The 13,847-nt window shown below is 62.6% G+C and carries 9 protein-coding genes, 1 tRNA gene, 1 other RNA gene and 4 pseudogenes; 8 read left to right on the top strand and 7 right to left on the bottom strand.

Annotated features, from left to right (window positions below):
* Window positions 1-85 precede the first annotated feature (85 nt).
* The 3 genes and pseudogenes from YO9_RS21725 to YO9_RS21720 form a co-directional block, all read right to left on the bottom strand.
* Window positions 86-178, bottom strand: a pseudogene (locus YO9_RS21725) (hypothetical protein); the annotation flags it as partial.
* Between the two features lie 15 nt (window positions 179-193).
* Window positions 194-1,231: pseudogene (locus YO9_RS0112525) on the bottom strand (plasmid pRiA4b ORF-3 family protein); the annotation flags it as partial.
* Window positions 1,201-1,527, bottom strand: coding sequence for an IS1096 element passenger TnpR family protein (locus tag YO9_RS21720; RefSeq protein WP_396350768.1), 327 nt, complete (start codon window positions 1,525-1,527; stop codon window positions 1,201-1,203). The pseudogene YO9_RS0112525 and the gene YO9_RS21720, both read right to left, overlap by 31 nt.
* 223 nt (window positions 1,528-1,750) lie before the next feature.
* On the opposite strand from YO9_RS21720, the pseudogene YO9_RS0112520 reads away from it, so the two are divergent.
* From YO9_RS0112520 to YO9_RS0112505, 6 genes and pseudogenes are all read left to right on the top strand, one after another.
* A pseudogene (locus YO9_RS0112520) lies at window positions 1,751-3,009 on the top strand (endonuclease/exonuclease/phosphatase family protein).
* 27 nt (window positions 3,010-3,036) lie between these two features.
* On the top strand, window positions 3,037-4,239 hold the full coding sequence (locus tag YO9_RS18545) for a hypothetical protein (protein WP_223286525.1): 1,203 nt from the start codon (window positions 3,037-3,039) through the stop codon (window positions 4,237-4,239).
* Window positions 4,167-5,063, top strand: coding sequence for a hypothetical protein (locus YO9_RS18540; protein ID WP_223286524.1), 897 nt, complete (start codon window positions 4,167-4,169; stop codon window positions 5,061-5,063). Before YO9_RS18545 ends, YO9_RS18540 begins: the two co-directional genes overlap by 73 nt.
* Before the next feature lie 216 nt (window positions 5,064-5,279).
* Window positions 5,280-5,672, top strand: coding sequence for a hypothetical protein (locus YO9_RS0112510; protein ID WP_016997794.1), 393 nt, complete (start codon window positions 5,280-5,282; stop codon window positions 5,670-5,672).
* Window positions 5,569-6,618, top strand: coding sequence for a VWA domain-containing protein (locus YO9_RS18535; protein WP_223286523.1), 1,050 nt, complete (start codon window positions 5,569-5,571; stop codon window positions 6,616-6,618). The genes YO9_RS0112510 and YO9_RS18535 overlap by 104 nt, the downstream gene beginning before the upstream one ends.
* The gene (locus YO9_RS0112505; RefSeq protein ID WP_223286522.1) at window positions 6,504-7,823 is read left to right on the top strand and encodes a hypothetical protein; all 1,320 of its coding nucleotides are present in this window, start codon (window positions 6,504-6,506) and stop codon (window positions 7,821-7,823) included. The genes YO9_RS18535 and YO9_RS0112505 overlap by 115 nt, the downstream gene beginning before the upstream one ends.
* Before the next feature lie 413 nt (window positions 7,824-8,236).
* Here the strand turns inward: YO9_RS0112505 and YO9_RS0112500 are convergent.
* From YO9_RS0112500 to YO9_RS0112485, 4 genes and pseudogenes are all read right to left on the bottom strand, one after another.
* Window positions 8,237-8,321: transfer RNA gene (locus YO9_RS0112500), tRNA-Ser, on the bottom strand.
* Window positions 8,322-8,448: 127 nt separating this feature from the next.
* Window positions 8,449-9,363 (bottom strand): sugar ABC transporter permease, encoded by a 915-nt coding sequence (locus tag YO9_RS0112495; protein ID WP_031273240.1) that lies wholly within the window; start codon window positions 9,361-9,363, stop codon window positions 8,449-8,451.
* Window position 9,364: 1 nt separating this feature from the next.
* Window positions 9,365-10,991 (bottom strand): annotated as a pseudogene (locus tag YO9_RS21715) (ABC transporter permease subunit).
* Window positions 10,988-12,223, bottom strand: a complete 1,236-nt coding sequence (locus YO9_RS0112485; RefSeq protein ID WP_031273238.1) for a sugar ABC transporter substrate-binding protein — start codon at window positions 12,221-12,223, stop codon at window positions 10,988-10,990. The pseudogene YO9_RS21715 and the gene YO9_RS0112485 overlap by 4 nt, the downstream one beginning before the upstream one ends.
* Before the next feature lie 227 nt (window positions 12,224-12,450).
* Here YO9_RS0112485 and ffs point away from each other — a divergent pair.
* Window positions 12,451-12,547: signal recognition particle sRNA small type (ffs, locus tag YO9_RS18520), an RNA gene on the top strand.
* A 64-nt stretch (window positions 12,548-12,611) separates the two neighbouring features.
* Window positions 12,612-13,847 (top strand): DNA polymerase III subunit gamma and tau (locus tag YO9_RS0112480; RefSeq protein WP_016997789.1); only part of this gene is annotated, 1,236 nt, incomplete at its 3' end.

The following is a 13,847-nucleotide window of genomic DNA, read 5'->3' as shown; positions in this document are numbered from 1 at the left end:
GCGTCGGCGTCAGGCACGTCTGGGCCGTTTGACGCCCATCGAGTTCGAGACCATCATGAACACGACCGTCGCACTGGCGGCGTGACTACAACCTGTCACCTAACCGTGCAGCAGTCCCGTATCCATCCATCCGCCCGCCGGTAGTGGGCCCGAACGAGCCTGACGCCATCCCGCTGGGAGTCTTGGTCCACGACTATATTGATCGCATAAGAACATCCGGACGGAGCAGTGCGGCTCGAGCTAGCGCCAGCGAGCCTTCATGGGAAACAATCGAAAGCTCCCATGAGTACCGCCCAAGCGCGCAAGCTGTATCCCGGGTAACTTCAAATGCCTCGAATGCGGAGACTGGAGGCTCACCCGGAGGGGCCCAACCAAGCTGCATCAATTGGTCGGCCACCCAGTCGCCATGGGACAAATTACGCTTACCAGCGGCTCGGTGGAGTAGACATAACCACCCAGCGTGACGGTCAAAATCGTCCCGGCCCAGGGGCAACTTTATGGCGATGTGAAGGAAGAGTTCACGCGGGGCACCTGACAACTTCTTTCCGATCTGCGTCAGACTGAGCTCCCCCTTGCGGACCTTCAGCAACCCCAAGTGCGTGAGGGTTCGACGGTAGTCCTGAACTGGTCTTGTGTGTTGCTCCCTGTTGTTCTGTCCTATCCACGACGGTACGCCCAGATCCGTTGCCAGCCTCTTGACCACGGCCGGTGGGAGCCAGCCTGCTTTACTCAGCGTGACGCCGTCATCGACCGCGTCCAGGAGCAGTTGAATCGGCCGAACGGCCTCGGACATTTCCTGTTCCGTGGGCGATTGTTGGCTGAATTCGGTCATCTGCAACGTCACGAGCAGTTCTTCTCGTGTGGCGGAAGAGTCGATCAGCTCAATCAGCTCAGGTCTCACATCGTTTAATGGTTGGGGACTCATTAGCGCGTTGAGCACTCGGTTGTGCCAGTCCAGGTCGAAGCGATCCGGATCCCATCCCGCTGGGCACCAGTCCAACAGCATCCGCTGACGCTCGTCCGGGGCAGTCGCCTGGCGAGCCCTCAAGAGTTCGCCGTAGCCGGGGATCCCGCCACAATCCTCGGGTGGGCATGCCCGGGCCCCATCAATCACGCGGGGCACGGTGGTTTCGGCCCCTGGCAGCTCCTCCAGGAGAGTGACCCGATGTTCCCAACCGTCCCCGAAGTCATAGTCGTACATCAGCTCGTCGCCAACTGATCGCAGCACCTGGCTAACTCGTACGGAGCCTCATGAATGCCCGGTTCCGAACTCTCGATCAGGTCAATGTTCGTGAGGAACGGCGCGTTGTCTCCAACTCTGAACGAGTGCAGGTGACAGTCCAACCACCCCATAGCGGCGTTGAGGGTCTTGTGGAGATCGGGCAAACGCAGATCGTGCCCCACGCGGATACGCCGCCAAATGACTGGCTCTACCCTAAGAAGTTCAACCCTGAGCACGACATCTCCAGGATTTGAGGCTGGCTCTGCCAACTCGGGGAGCGCATGGACACGATGGCCGAAAGACATGCTTCGAGTTTGACGGGTATCCGTCATGGTGAACAGGTCTTGTCAGGCATGGGCCGACCATCGGCCTCACAGAGATCAGCACACTCGCCCCTCACTGAGCCTCGCGGCGCCAGCACTCCGCAACACACGAGCCCGCCACCACCAACTTTTTACTTCCCCGCCACGACGTGGTCGTTTATCGCGCTTATGCTCAAGGTCACTGTGTGTTGACCTGGAGGTTCGTATGCGTGCTCGATCTCGCGCCCTTGTCGTTTCGTCGGCGGGTGCCCTCGCTGTTGCTCTCGCCGCGAGCGCTGTGGCACCGGCCGTGGCGGGTGAAGGTGGGCGAGCGGCGTCGTCGTCGAAAAGCACGAACGTGACCGGCGACAAGCACGGGCTGCGCGTGGCCACGTACAACGCGTCGCTGAACCGCAACGAGGAAGGTCAGCTGCTGCAGGACATGTTCACGCCGGACAATCAGCAGGCCCGCAATATCGCGGAAGTCATCCAGATCAACAACCCGGACGTAGTGCTCGTCAACGAGTTCGACTACGTGCCGGTGGCCAGGCTGCGGAGGCGTTCCGCGACAACTATCTGTCGGTCGGGCAGAACGGCCACGCACCGGTGGACTACCCCTACTACTACGTGGCGCCGGTCAATACGGGCGTGCAGTCCGGCCTGGATCTCAATCAGGACGGGCAGACGGGCGGACCCGACGACGCGTGGGGCTTCGGCCTGTTCCCCGGCCAGTACGGCATGGTCATCTACTCCAAGTACCCGATCGTCCAAGATCAGGTGCGCACCTTCCAGAATTTCCGCTGGCAGGACATGCCCAACAATCAGCTGCCCACCGACTACTACACGCCGGAGCAGGCCGAGCAGCTGCGGTTGTCCTCAAAATCCCACTGGGACGTGCCCGTGCGTGTGGGCAACAAGACGGTGCATGTGTTGGCCGCGCATCCCACCCCGCCGAGCTTCGACGGCCCCGAGGACCGCAATGGCCGCAAGAACAACGACGAGATCCGTTTCTGGGCCGATTACGTCACGGGCAACAAAACGGCTTCCTATATTTACGACGACGCCGGGCAGCGCGGCGGTCTGCCGCGCGGCGAGCGCTTCGTCATCGTGGGCGACTACAACTCGGACCCCAACGACGGCGATTCGTTCCCGGGTGCCATCGGCCAGCTGCTGAACAACTCGCGGGTGCGCGATCCGCTGCCAACCTCTACCGGGGCGGCGGAGGCCAGCGAGCTTCAGGGTGGCGCCAACCTGACCCACGAATCCGACCCGGCACGCGACACCGCCGACTTCAACGACAACCCCGCCCCCGGCAACCTGCGCGTGGACTACGCGTTACCGTCCAAGAACTTGCCGCTGCTGGACGCCGGTGTTTTCTGGCCCACCCCCGGTCAGCCCGGTTCCGAGCTGACCGGCGAATACCCGTTCCCGACCTCCGACCACCGCCTGGTGTGGGTGGACGTCAAGGTTCCGGGCAAGCGATAACCCCTCACCCCTATCTGGAGACCTCTCATGCCCGATAAGTCATCGAAGCCCTCGTTGCGGATCCGGATAGCGGCCGCCTCCACCGGAGCCATGTTGCTGTGCAGCGGTATTGCCGCGGCACCCGCGTTCGCCGCCCCTGCGGAGACCGTGTCCATCGCCGAGATCCAGGGCACCGGCCCCGAGACCCCGCTCAAGGGTCAAACGGTCACCACCGAACCGTCGATCGTCACCGCTGTCTATCCGGGTGACCCGGGCACGCTTGGTGGCTTCGTGATCCAGACACCCGGCACCGGCGGCAAGGTGGACACGACCCAGGCCTCCCACGGCATTTTCGTCTACACCGGCAGCACCCAGTCCACCGTGTCCGTGGGCGACCGAGTGCAGGTCACCGGTGAAGCTGGCGAGTACCGCGGACTCACCCAGTTGGCCGGCAACGTGGAAGTTACACCGGTGACCGAGGAGCTCCCCGATGTAAAGCCTGCCACCAACGACTGGGCCTCCACCGCCGCAACCCGCGAGAACCTCGAGTCCATGCTGTACAAGCCCAAGGAGAAGTTCCAGGTCGCGGACACTTACGGCCTGGGTCGTTACGGAGAACTCGGACTGGCGGCTGGCAAGGAACTTCCCGCGCAACCGACCCAGGTCGCGCGGCCGGGCAGCGCGGAGGCGCAAGCTCAGGCGGAGCGTAACAGTGCCATCTCGGTCACGCTCGATGACGGCACCAACCGGGGCTTCGCGGCGTCGCCGACCCAGGAGCCCCGTCAGGTTCCCTATTTGACCCGTGAGGATCCCGTGGCGGTGGGCGATTCCGCTCGCATCACCAAACCGGTCATTGTGGATTACCGCTTCGACAAGTGGCGCTTCCAGCCGACCTCCCCGGTGGTTCCGGGTGAGGAACCGGCGCGCTTCTCGGGCTCGGCCGATCCCAAGTCGGCGGTGGGCGGGCAGATGCGGATCGCCTCATTCAACGTGCTCAACTACTTCACCACCGTGGGCCAGGAGCAGGGCTGCCGCGGCGGCAACTACTCGACCGACGGCACCTACAACGTGGCCCAGAACTGCGACGTGCGCGGCGCGTTCGACCAGGCCGATTTCCAACGCCAGCAAGCCAAGACCGTCTCCGCCATCAACCAGTTGGACGCGTCGTGGTGGGTCTCATGGAAGTGGAGAACTCCGCCAAGCTCGGTGAGCCCAAGGACGAGGCCCTCCAGAACCTCGTCACCGCGCTGAACAAGGCCGCCGGCTACGCCAAGTGGGACGTCGTCTCGGTGCCCGACTCCGAGCTGCAGCCCGTGGCCGATCAGGACTTCATTTCCAACGCGATCATTTATCAGCCCAAGCAGGTCACCCAGGTGGGCCAGGCCCAGGCGCTGGGTTCCGAGGCCGTCGCGGGCGGCGCGTTTGAAAACGCTCGCACTCCCCTGGCCGCCACCTTCACCTCAACCAAGGGCGGCGGCAAGCACGGCGCCGCGCCCACCACCGTGGTGGTCAACCACTTCAAGTCCAAGGGTTCCGCACCTCGCACCGGACCCAACCGTGACAGCGGCGACGGCCAGGGTGCCTGGAACGCGGCGCGCGTGGCGCAAGCGAGCGCCGTCGTGGACTGGATTCCCGAGTTGACCAAGGCCGCGGGCTCCGAGGACGTGGCCGTGTTGGGCGACTTCAATTCATATGCCCAGGAGGATCCGATGCAGGAGTTCTACGGCGCCGGCTATACGCAGGCCACCGAGGACGACTACACGTACGTGTTCGGCGGTCAGGTGGGGTCACTGGACCACCTGCTGGTCTCGCCGTCCTTGAAGAAGCGCATGACCGGCGCGGACGCTGGAACATCAACTCCGGCCAGTCCCCGCTGCTGCAGTACGGCCAGTACCGCACCACCGCGCTCGACTATTACGTGGCGAACGAGATCGCTTCCTCCGATCACGACCCGTACATCGCGGGTTTCCGGGCGGGCAAAAAGTAGCCTTCACAGCACCGCCGACGACGCCGCGGCCGCGCTCCTTGCGAGCGTGGCCGCGGCGCTCTTAAACGTGGGCGGTCCGGTGCGGTGACCTGTGCGCAGAACTGGATGTGGCGGCGTCGTTGTCGGCGGCATAAAAAACTCGTGCGCGTCACTTTGTGACAATAGTTACTCGCGGGTCATTAGTGTCCTTATGATGTGATCATCCCCCTGATCGGCGAGGGACTCACGGCCTGGCTGGGCCGTCCTGACGCGGAATATCGGTTCCGCATTCGGAGAGTTATCGCCCGTAACAAAGGATCCGCGCATGATTGCCGCATCATCCTTCCGTCGTTCCGTGACGACCGGACTCATTGCATTGTTCTTGGCCTCCGGCACCGTTGCCGTGGGCACTGCACCCGCTGAAGCCGCGGTGGTTAAGCCGTGCAAGGCCACCATGTCCGTGACTCAGCCCCGCCAGTACACGAACACGTACGTGAACGTGTCCAAGGTGGGGGCACGCTCCAAGGTCACCACCAAGGCCAAGTACAAGACCACCACGAACACCAAGTACGCGACCGCCTCCACCAAGGGCACCGCGTCGATCAAGTACCCCATTGCCCGCGCAACGCCGGGTCGCAAGGTGGTCGTGGAGGTTTCCGCGAAGCAGGGCAACACGATCTGGAAGTGCAGCACGTCGTTCACGCCCAAGAAGCGGTAATTCCCGGGTTGTAACGCCACACAGAGTCTCCTGCGCGGCCGCAGTACTGACGCCGGCTACGCAACGAAACAATTGTTTCCTGCGTCACACGCATGCGGTAGTTTGCGATTGTTACGTTCTCGCCCGCGCAGGAGACCTACATGCTTCGCCGTTACTTCGCCGCCGTTACGACTCTGATCTTGGCCTTGGCGCTCACGCGCCCGCACAGGCCCAATCACAGTCACCTTCTCCCACGAGCGACGACGGGCGGGTACCTCCCAAAATCGCGCTCGTTCTGGACGCTTCGGGGTCCATGGCGGAGTCTGATGTGGGTGGCGGGAACCGAATGGATGCTGCCAAGAAGGCGGCCAACGGCATGCTCGAGAACCTCGACGACGACGTCGAGCTGGGCCTGATCGCCTACGGTTCCGAGATCAGTGACGACGATCCGGACAACTATGAGCGCGGTTGCCAGGACATCCGGGTACTGCGCTCCGTGGGCCCACTGGACCGGGACGCTACCTCTCAGGAGATCGACGCCCTGGAAGCTACGGGCTACACCCCCATCGGCAATTCGCTCAAGAAGGCTGCCGAAGAGCTGGGCGATGAGGGCCCTCGATCGATCGTTCTGGTCTCGGACGGAATCGACACGTGCGCGCCCCCTGAGGTCTGCGACGTCGCCGAGGACTTGGCGCCGACGGCGTGGACCTGGCCGTCCACACTGTGGGCTTCAAGGTCAACGACGATGCTCAGAGCGAGTTGGAATGCATCGCCGAGGCAACCGGTGGCACTTATTCGTCGGCGGATAACAGCGATGAGCTCGGTTCCACTCTCTCGGCCCTGGCGCAGCGTGTGGGCCAGGCTTACGAAGCGGGCGGCACCGAAATCACTCTGGGTGAGGACCGCGATTCCGGAAAGTACCTGGGGGAGGGTAACTACCAAACGCAGATGTCCGGACCCACCGTGACCAGCAAGGAGGGCACCCCCGGTTGGTTCAAGCTGAACATCCCGGAGGGTTACCGGGCGCATGTGTCCGCAACCGTAGTGGATCCGTCCATGGAGGAACTCGTGCATCGCCCGGGCGGGGGGCGAGATAACTTCTCCGTAGATGTCGAAGCCGAAAACGCGTCCTGCAACCAGACCGGAAGTTCCGACTACCAATCCACGTCGGTTGGCCGCGAAGCTCCGTCTGCTTCAATCCTCCGTTTGACGCCGAAGGAGTCATGCGATCCTTCCGATTGGAACCTTGAGGTCAAGCGCGCGGGCAGCGCCTACGAAGACGAGCTACCCGTTGAGTTAGTCGTTGGTCTCGAGCCGATCGCTCCCGAGGATCAGATCGGCCCGGAGGACAACCACTCCTACGGCTCAGAGAAGGACGACGTACCCGAACTGGACGACGACTACCCCGTGGCCGATGTGGCCGGCGGTACCTCGTACTCCACCGCTACTGAAATCGAGCCTGGAACCTACAGCGGGTCGCTGGTGCCAGGCGAGACCCGCATCTACAAGATGCCCATGGACTGGGGCCAGCGCCCCGTTGCCAAAGCCGTTTTCAATGCCAGAAGCGCAGAAGAACGGCGAACCGCCAAGCTTGAAGTCGCCAACCCTTTGCGAGGCAAAGCAGGCGTGGAGATGAGCACGCCTTTGAAGGACGAGGCTGAAGTCTCTGCGGAGAACACGAACGCCTATTGGCCGATCTACAGCAACTCCGGTGGGATCGGAACGGGAAGCAGCATGGCCTTCCAGAAAGACGCCGCGTACATCGGCGATTGGTTCATCATGGTGACCCTGGACGGCGGCGAGGACAACGGCAAGGCCAGCGTCGAGGAGGAGTACGAGCTGACGGTCCTCCGCGATGGCGATGTCATTGACGGACCGGAGTGGAGCGTGCCCACGGACGACGGCCCCGAGCCCTCGGATGAACCGATCGCCCCGTTGGTTGGCCCATCGGCCTCAGCTGCCGACTACCAGTCGGATGACTCCGATTCCTCCAGCGCGAATAGTGAGAACGGGGACAACGCAGAGGGCGCCGAGAACGCTCAAGCCACGGAGTCAGGCGGAGTCTTCGGACTCAGCATGCCGGTCGCCATCGGTGCCGCCGTGATCCTGGGGCTTCTGGTGGTCGTGGGCCTGGGAATCGTGATCGCTATCGCCACGCGTCGGAAGCACTGATGCTCCGTCACTAGCGGCGCGAGGCGGCCCAAAGGGTCGATGCATTCTGATCGACGGTAATGCCCGCGCACACAAGCCAGCGCATCACGATCGACAGAAAAACCAGGATTCCAGCGATCCTAGGTTTTAGCGTCGATCAGGATGCAGGGCGCGGGGAATCCTGGTTGAAACGTCAATCAGAGTGCAGCCCGATACTCTTTGAGGTCTTGAACGCGGCTCAGATACCCCTTGAAAAGACTGCCCGTCGAGGGCTCTGACATTTGTGGCCTGGGGACGCGCGCTGGAGCGCCTCCTCAGTGCGCATCTCTACCCGAAATGTCCCCAATGGGAAACTAGGCCTGGAATGTTCAGTCCCCGGACATGAAAGTAGCCCCTGACCGGTGTTTCCACTGGTCAGGGGCTACTTCACAACGCGGAGGATGGGGGATTTGAACCCCCGAGGGCGTTAACCCAACACGCGTTCCAGGCGTGCGCCATAGGCCGCTAGGCGAATCCTCCAGGCGTGCACATTCCCCAACGCGTGGGCAACGTGCGGCACTCAGCATAGCGGAACTCGAACCCCTGATGCGAATCGAGAGTGAACCGGGGGCAAAATCCGGGCCGAGCGGCGTCGTCGTCCGTGGTGCTACCCCTTGACCGCACCGCCGGTGAGGCCTGAGACGATGTAGCGCTGAAGGAACAGGAACAAGAGGACAACGGGAATGGCGGACAGGATCGCGCCGGCCGTGAACACACCCCAGTTCTCGCCGAACTGCACGGACACGAACTGGTACAACCCCACCGCAAGCGTGTACTTCTCGGGATCCTGCAGCACGATCTGCGCCAACAGAAAGTCCGAGAAGGACGCAATGAAGGAGAGCATGCCCACGACCACCAGGATGGGCGTGACCAGGGGAAGAATGATCGTCCAGTAAATCTGTGCGTGGGAAGCGCCGTCCAATGTGGCGGCCTCGTCCAAGTCACGAGGAATCGTGTTGAAGAAGCCGTACATCAGGAACGTGTTGGCCCCGAGCGCGCCACCCAGGTAGACCGCGACCAGACCCATCCGAGAGTTCAGGCCCAAGAACGGAAACACCTCGGAGATGCTGAACAACAGCAAGAAGATCGCGACGAAGGCCAGCAGCTGCGGGAACATCTGAATGATCAGAAGCGACATCAACCCGCCGCGACGGAACGTGAACCGAAAGCGCGAGAACGCGTAAGCGGCAGCCGCACCCATCAGCACGGTCCCCACCGCGGTGACACTGGAAATCAGCATCGAATTCCCGAACCACGTCAGGAACGGGTTCTGAGGATCGTTGAGCAGGTTCTGATAATTGGCACCGGTCACCTCGCCGAACAGTTCGTTCGAGCCCAACAGCGAACCGGTGGGCGACAAGGACGCCGAGAACGCGTACACCAGCGGAAACAACGCGAAAATGCAGGCCACAATGGCCGCAACGTGCTTCCAACCGCCACGGGCAAATCTCTGGCCGGCGCTGAGCCGAGAGCGCGCGCCCGTGCGCTTTTTCGTGGCAGTCGAGGTAGTGGAAGTAGACATGTCAGTTGATCTCCTCGAGTGCCTTGCTGCGGCGGAACGTCAGAGCGGACACGACCGCGACCATGATGAAGATGAGGATCGACAGAGCCGATGCCACGCCGTAGTCATTGGTGCCGCCGGCAAACGCGATCTTGTACACGAACGAAATCAAGATGTCCGTGGCTCCCACGCCGGTGGTGGATTCCAGGTCCTGCGGCCCACCACCCGTGAGCAGGTAGATGACGTTGAAGTTGTTGAAGTTCATGGCGAAGGACGCGATCAAGAGGGGCCCAACAGCCACCATGAGCATGGGCAACGTGATGGCACGGAACCTCTGCACTGCCCCGGCACCGTCCATTTCCGCGGATTCGTAGAGCTCCGACGGAATGGACTGCAGTGCGCCCGTGGTCACCAAGAACATGTACGGGAATCCGAGCCAAAGATTCACCAACAACAGCGATGCCTTGGCCAACCAGGGGTTGTCCAGCCATGGGATGTTCGCGCCACCCAGCAGTACCTGGTTGATGTATCCGAAGTCCGCGTTGAGTAGACCTGCCCAAATCAGGATGGAAAGGAACGCCGGGAAGGCATAGGGCAGGAAGATGATGGCCCGGTAGACATTGCGGAACTTCAGGTTCTTGTCGTTGAACAAGATGGCGAGTAGCAGACCCAGGAAGAAGGTCAGCGCCACCGAAAGGATCGCGAAGGCGAAGGTCCATAAGGTCACCGACACGAATGGTCCACCGAGGATCTCGGGATCAAAGATCGTGGCGAAATTGTCGAACCCGACAAAGACTCGCCAACCGGGGCGCAGTTCCTCGCCCGAGGGGCTGGCGAAAGAGCCCTCGCCGTTGTCCGCGTACACGGTTCCGTCCTCAGCCACCATGGCGTCAGCTTGCTCGTCATAGACGAGAGACGGGTTGTATGCATAGGCGGTGCGGCCGTCGTCGGTGCGCAGCGCCGTCGGCGGCTTCACCCGTGGTGGGCACCCGGAGGTTCATGACCTCCTCGGACGCGGCAGTCACTTGGTTGAAGTCGAGGATGTCGTATCCGGGGACTTCTTCGATGGCCCCGTCCGAGATTCGCGCGTCGTCGACCGGGGCGAGTGGTTGATCCGGGGTTCCCACCAGAACTTGGTCGTCCTGGATTGCCGCAAGGGCCAGATCCCCGTCTTGGCTGAGCACCGCAACGGAATACTCCTGGCCGCCCGGAACGCGCTGTTCGTACGTGCGAGTCAGCTGCCCAATGGCCGATTCTTTGGTCGAGTTGTGACCGTCCCCGTAGTTGGTGAAGGCCGTACCCGCGGTGTAGAGCACCACGAAGATCTGGAACACCAGCAGGAAGATCAACCCGGGGTACAGGTACTTGCCCGGCAGCAGACGCTTGGTCGGCAGGAAATACACCAGATCCGCAACGATCACCGCGATCACGAGGAATACGAGAATCCCCCAGCTACCCGCGGCCCACGCGGAGAGAATGCCGAACAGGCCAAAGGCATTGATCAAAGCCATGAGGATCAGCTTGATCACGAACCCCGCGCTGAACCCACGAGAGTGCGAGTGGCGGAGCTTCAGCGGTGTGCCCAGACTGCCGCCGTCAGTCTGGTCCGGGGCCGTTGCCGCGCCAGGCTGACCGGTGCTCGTGCTCATTGAATTTGTCCTTCGATGTTGGAGATCATGCGATCCCAGAGTTCGACCGGTTCGCCGTTGCCATCCACGATTCCGTTTTCCGTGGTGCCCCAGAAGGACCACACAGCTCCCATGGCCGGGATAGCGGGCATGGGCAGAGCCGTGGTCGCAATTTCTGCATAGGCCGAGCGCAGCGGGTCGTCATTGATGTTGTCGATCGCGACCTCACTGGCGGGTGGTCGGCCAGTGCTCTCGTACATGGCCGTCTGCGATTCGGGGCGGGTGAGGTAATTGGTCGCGAAGTCCTGGGCGGCAATGGGGTTTGCGGCATTGGCGTTGACGAAGAACGCCTGAACACCGGCGAACGGGCGGGCTTCCTCATTTCCTGCGGGCGGCACCGGGAGAACGGTGACGTTCATGTCTGCGGCTTCGATATCCACCAGATCCCACGGACCGGCAATGTGGAACGCGGACTCCCCGGAGATGAAGGACTCCTTGGCGATATCCGGGGTCATGGATGTCTGCAGGTCCCCGCTCTCACCCAGTTCCGCCAGGTAGCGCGCGAATTCGTGGCCGCCTTCCCCGCCCATGGCCAGAGTGCTCGAGTACTCCCCGTCCTCTCCTCGTTCGAAGACCTCCGCCCCGAACGACGTTTGCAAGGGGTACAGGTGGTACGGATCGCCGGCATCGGGAGACTGGCTGACAGTAAACGGGTAGGTGATACCGCTGTCCGCCATGAGGCGATGGCCCTCGGCGCGCAGTTCGTCGAAGGTCCCGGGATCCTCGGTCGTCAGCTCGTCGTTACGCACCAGCGCCACGCTCTCCACCGCGTAAGGCACCCCGTAGCTCACACCGTTATAGACGACGGCGTCACGCGCGTTCTCGGTGAAATCCTCACCTCGATCGCCCAGCTCCACGGGGGCCACCACACCGTTGGCGGCGAGCTGGCCCAGGTTGTCATGCGGGGACACGATGATGTCCGGCGCCTGTCCGGTAGGCGATTGGGAGATGAAGTTCGAGATGGCCTGCGCGTTGATCTCTCGTTCGATGAATCGCACCTCTACCCCGGTGTCAGCCGTGTAATCCTCGGCGATCTCTCGCAGGGCCGGGATCTCGTCATCACCGGCTTGAATGGTCACCTCTCCCGGACCTACGCCCAGGGCGGCAACCCCGGAAGTGGGCGTCGATGAGCACCCTGCCAGCAGGAGGGCGCAACCGGCCGCTACGGCAGCCGCCCATCGTGAACGAGTCATGTGATTGTCCTCTTGAGTATTCAGCACTGAGTGGTGATGCGAATCACAAATCTAGGCGCTTTCATATTCCTCACAGGTGACCGACACAGTGATATTTCAGCTAGTCACGAGAGATATCGACCGGAAGCTCCCGCCCCGATTCGGCCCGCTCCTCGCGCGTTACTCGGGGTCTGCGAGCGAGCGTCTCGGCGGTTTCGAACTCTGCCCTCAGTTGAGCTAAAGTAATGGGCAGCCCCTCGCGTGGCGTCATCCTGTTGAACTCCCCCAGGACCGGAAGGTAGCAAGGGTAAATGGGCTCTGGCGGGTGCGCGAGGGGTCTTTTCGTCTCTAACTCCCCAACCGTGCGGTCGCGCTGTGCCTGTCGGTGACCGCGGCTAAGGTTTCATACGTGACTACCGCCCTGTACCGCCGTTATCGCCCGGAGACCTTCGAGGATGTCATCGGTCAGGAACATGTGACCGAGCCCCTCATGACTGCCCTGCGCAAGAACAGGGTCAATCACGCCTATTTGTTCTCCGGTCCCCGCGGTTGCGGCAAGACCACGTCGGCCCGTATTCTCGCGCGTTGCCTCAATTGCGCCGAGGGCCCCACGGCCACACCGTGCGGTCAGTGCGATTCCTGTCGCGACCTCTCCCGTGACGGCGCAGGCTCCCTGGATGTCATCGAGATGGACGCCGCATCCCACGGCGGCGTTGATCACGCACGTGACCTGCGCGAACGCGCTACTTTTGCCCCGGTGCGGGATCGCTACAAAATCTTCATCATTGATGAGGCCCACATGGTCACGCGCGAGGGCTTCAACGCCCTCCTGAAGATCGTGGAGGAGCCCCCGGAGCACGTGAAGTTCATCTTCGCGACCACTGAGCCGTCCAAGGTGCTCACTACCATTCGCTCGCGCACGCACCACTACCCGTTCCGCCTGGTACCTCCCGAACCGCTCATGCAGTACTTGGAGTTGCTCAGCGAGCAGGAGCACGTCGCCACGGAGCCGGGCGTGCTGTCCCTGGTGGTCCGCGCCGGTGGAGGTTCGGTTCGCGACTCGCTGTCCGTGCTGGACCAGCTCATGGCCGGTTCCGATGACCGCGGCATGACCTATGACCTTGCGGTGGCCCTGCTCGGCTACACGCACGCGGCCCTACTCGACGACGTCGTGGACGCTTTCGCCGCCGGTGACGCCGCCACGGTGTTCAGCGCGATTGATCGTGTGGTTCAGACCGGCCAGGACCCGCGCCGGTTCGTCGAGGACCTCCTTGAACGCTTCCGCGACCTGGTGGTCGTCAACGCAGTTCCGGATTCCGCGGCGAACATCCTGCACGGCATGCCCACGGACCAGATCAACCGGTTGCGCAATCAGGCTACGCAGCTCGGGGCCGCAGAGCTTTCCCGCGCCGCGGACATCACCAACACCGCGCTCAACGAGATGACCGGGGCAACGTCGCCTCAGCTTCACCTCGAGTTGTTGTGCGCGCGCATCTTGCTGCCCTCCGCGGACCACACCACGCGCGGCATCACAGCCCGCGTGGACCGCCTTGAGCGCCGTCTCAGCATTCCTCGCGGCGCCGGAATTCGCCAGGGCGCCTCCGAGACCGAGCAGCATTCTCCCGCCGACGACGCCGCTCCCGCC

This window comes from Kocuria atrinae C3-8 (genome assembly GCF_000286355.1).
Lineage (GTDB): Bacteria > Actinomycetota > Actinomycetes > Actinomycetales > Micrococcaceae > Kocuria > Kocuria atrinae_A.
Note: the sequence above shows the minus strand (reverse complement) of the source record. Positions and strands in the feature narration are given on the sequence as shown.

Coding starts and splice junctions, on each gene's coding strand:
- YO9_RS18545 (WP_223286525.1), top strand. CDS start 3,037: ATGCCCGATAAGTCATCGAAGCCCTCGTTGCGGATCCGGATAGCGGCC.
- YO9_RS0112510 (WP_016997794.1), top strand. CDS start 5,280: ATGATTGCCGCATCATCCTTCCGTCGTTCCGTGACGACCGGACTCATT.
- YO9_RS18540 (WP_223286524.1), top strand. CDS start 4,167: ATGGAAGTGGAGAACTCCGCCAAGCTCGGTGAGCCCAAGGACGAGGCC.
- YO9_RS0112485 (WP_031273238.1), bottom strand. CDS start 12,223: ATGACTCGTTCACGATGGGCGGCTGCCGTAGCGGCCGGTTGCGCCCTC.
- YO9_RS21720 (WP_396350768.1), bottom strand. CDS start 1,527: ATGTCTTTCGGCCATCGTGTCCATGCGCTCCCCGAGTTGGCAGAGCCA.
- YO9_RS0112495 (WP_031273240.1), bottom strand. CDS start 9,363: ATGTCTACTTCCACTACCTCGACTGCCACGAAAAAGCGCACGGGCGCG.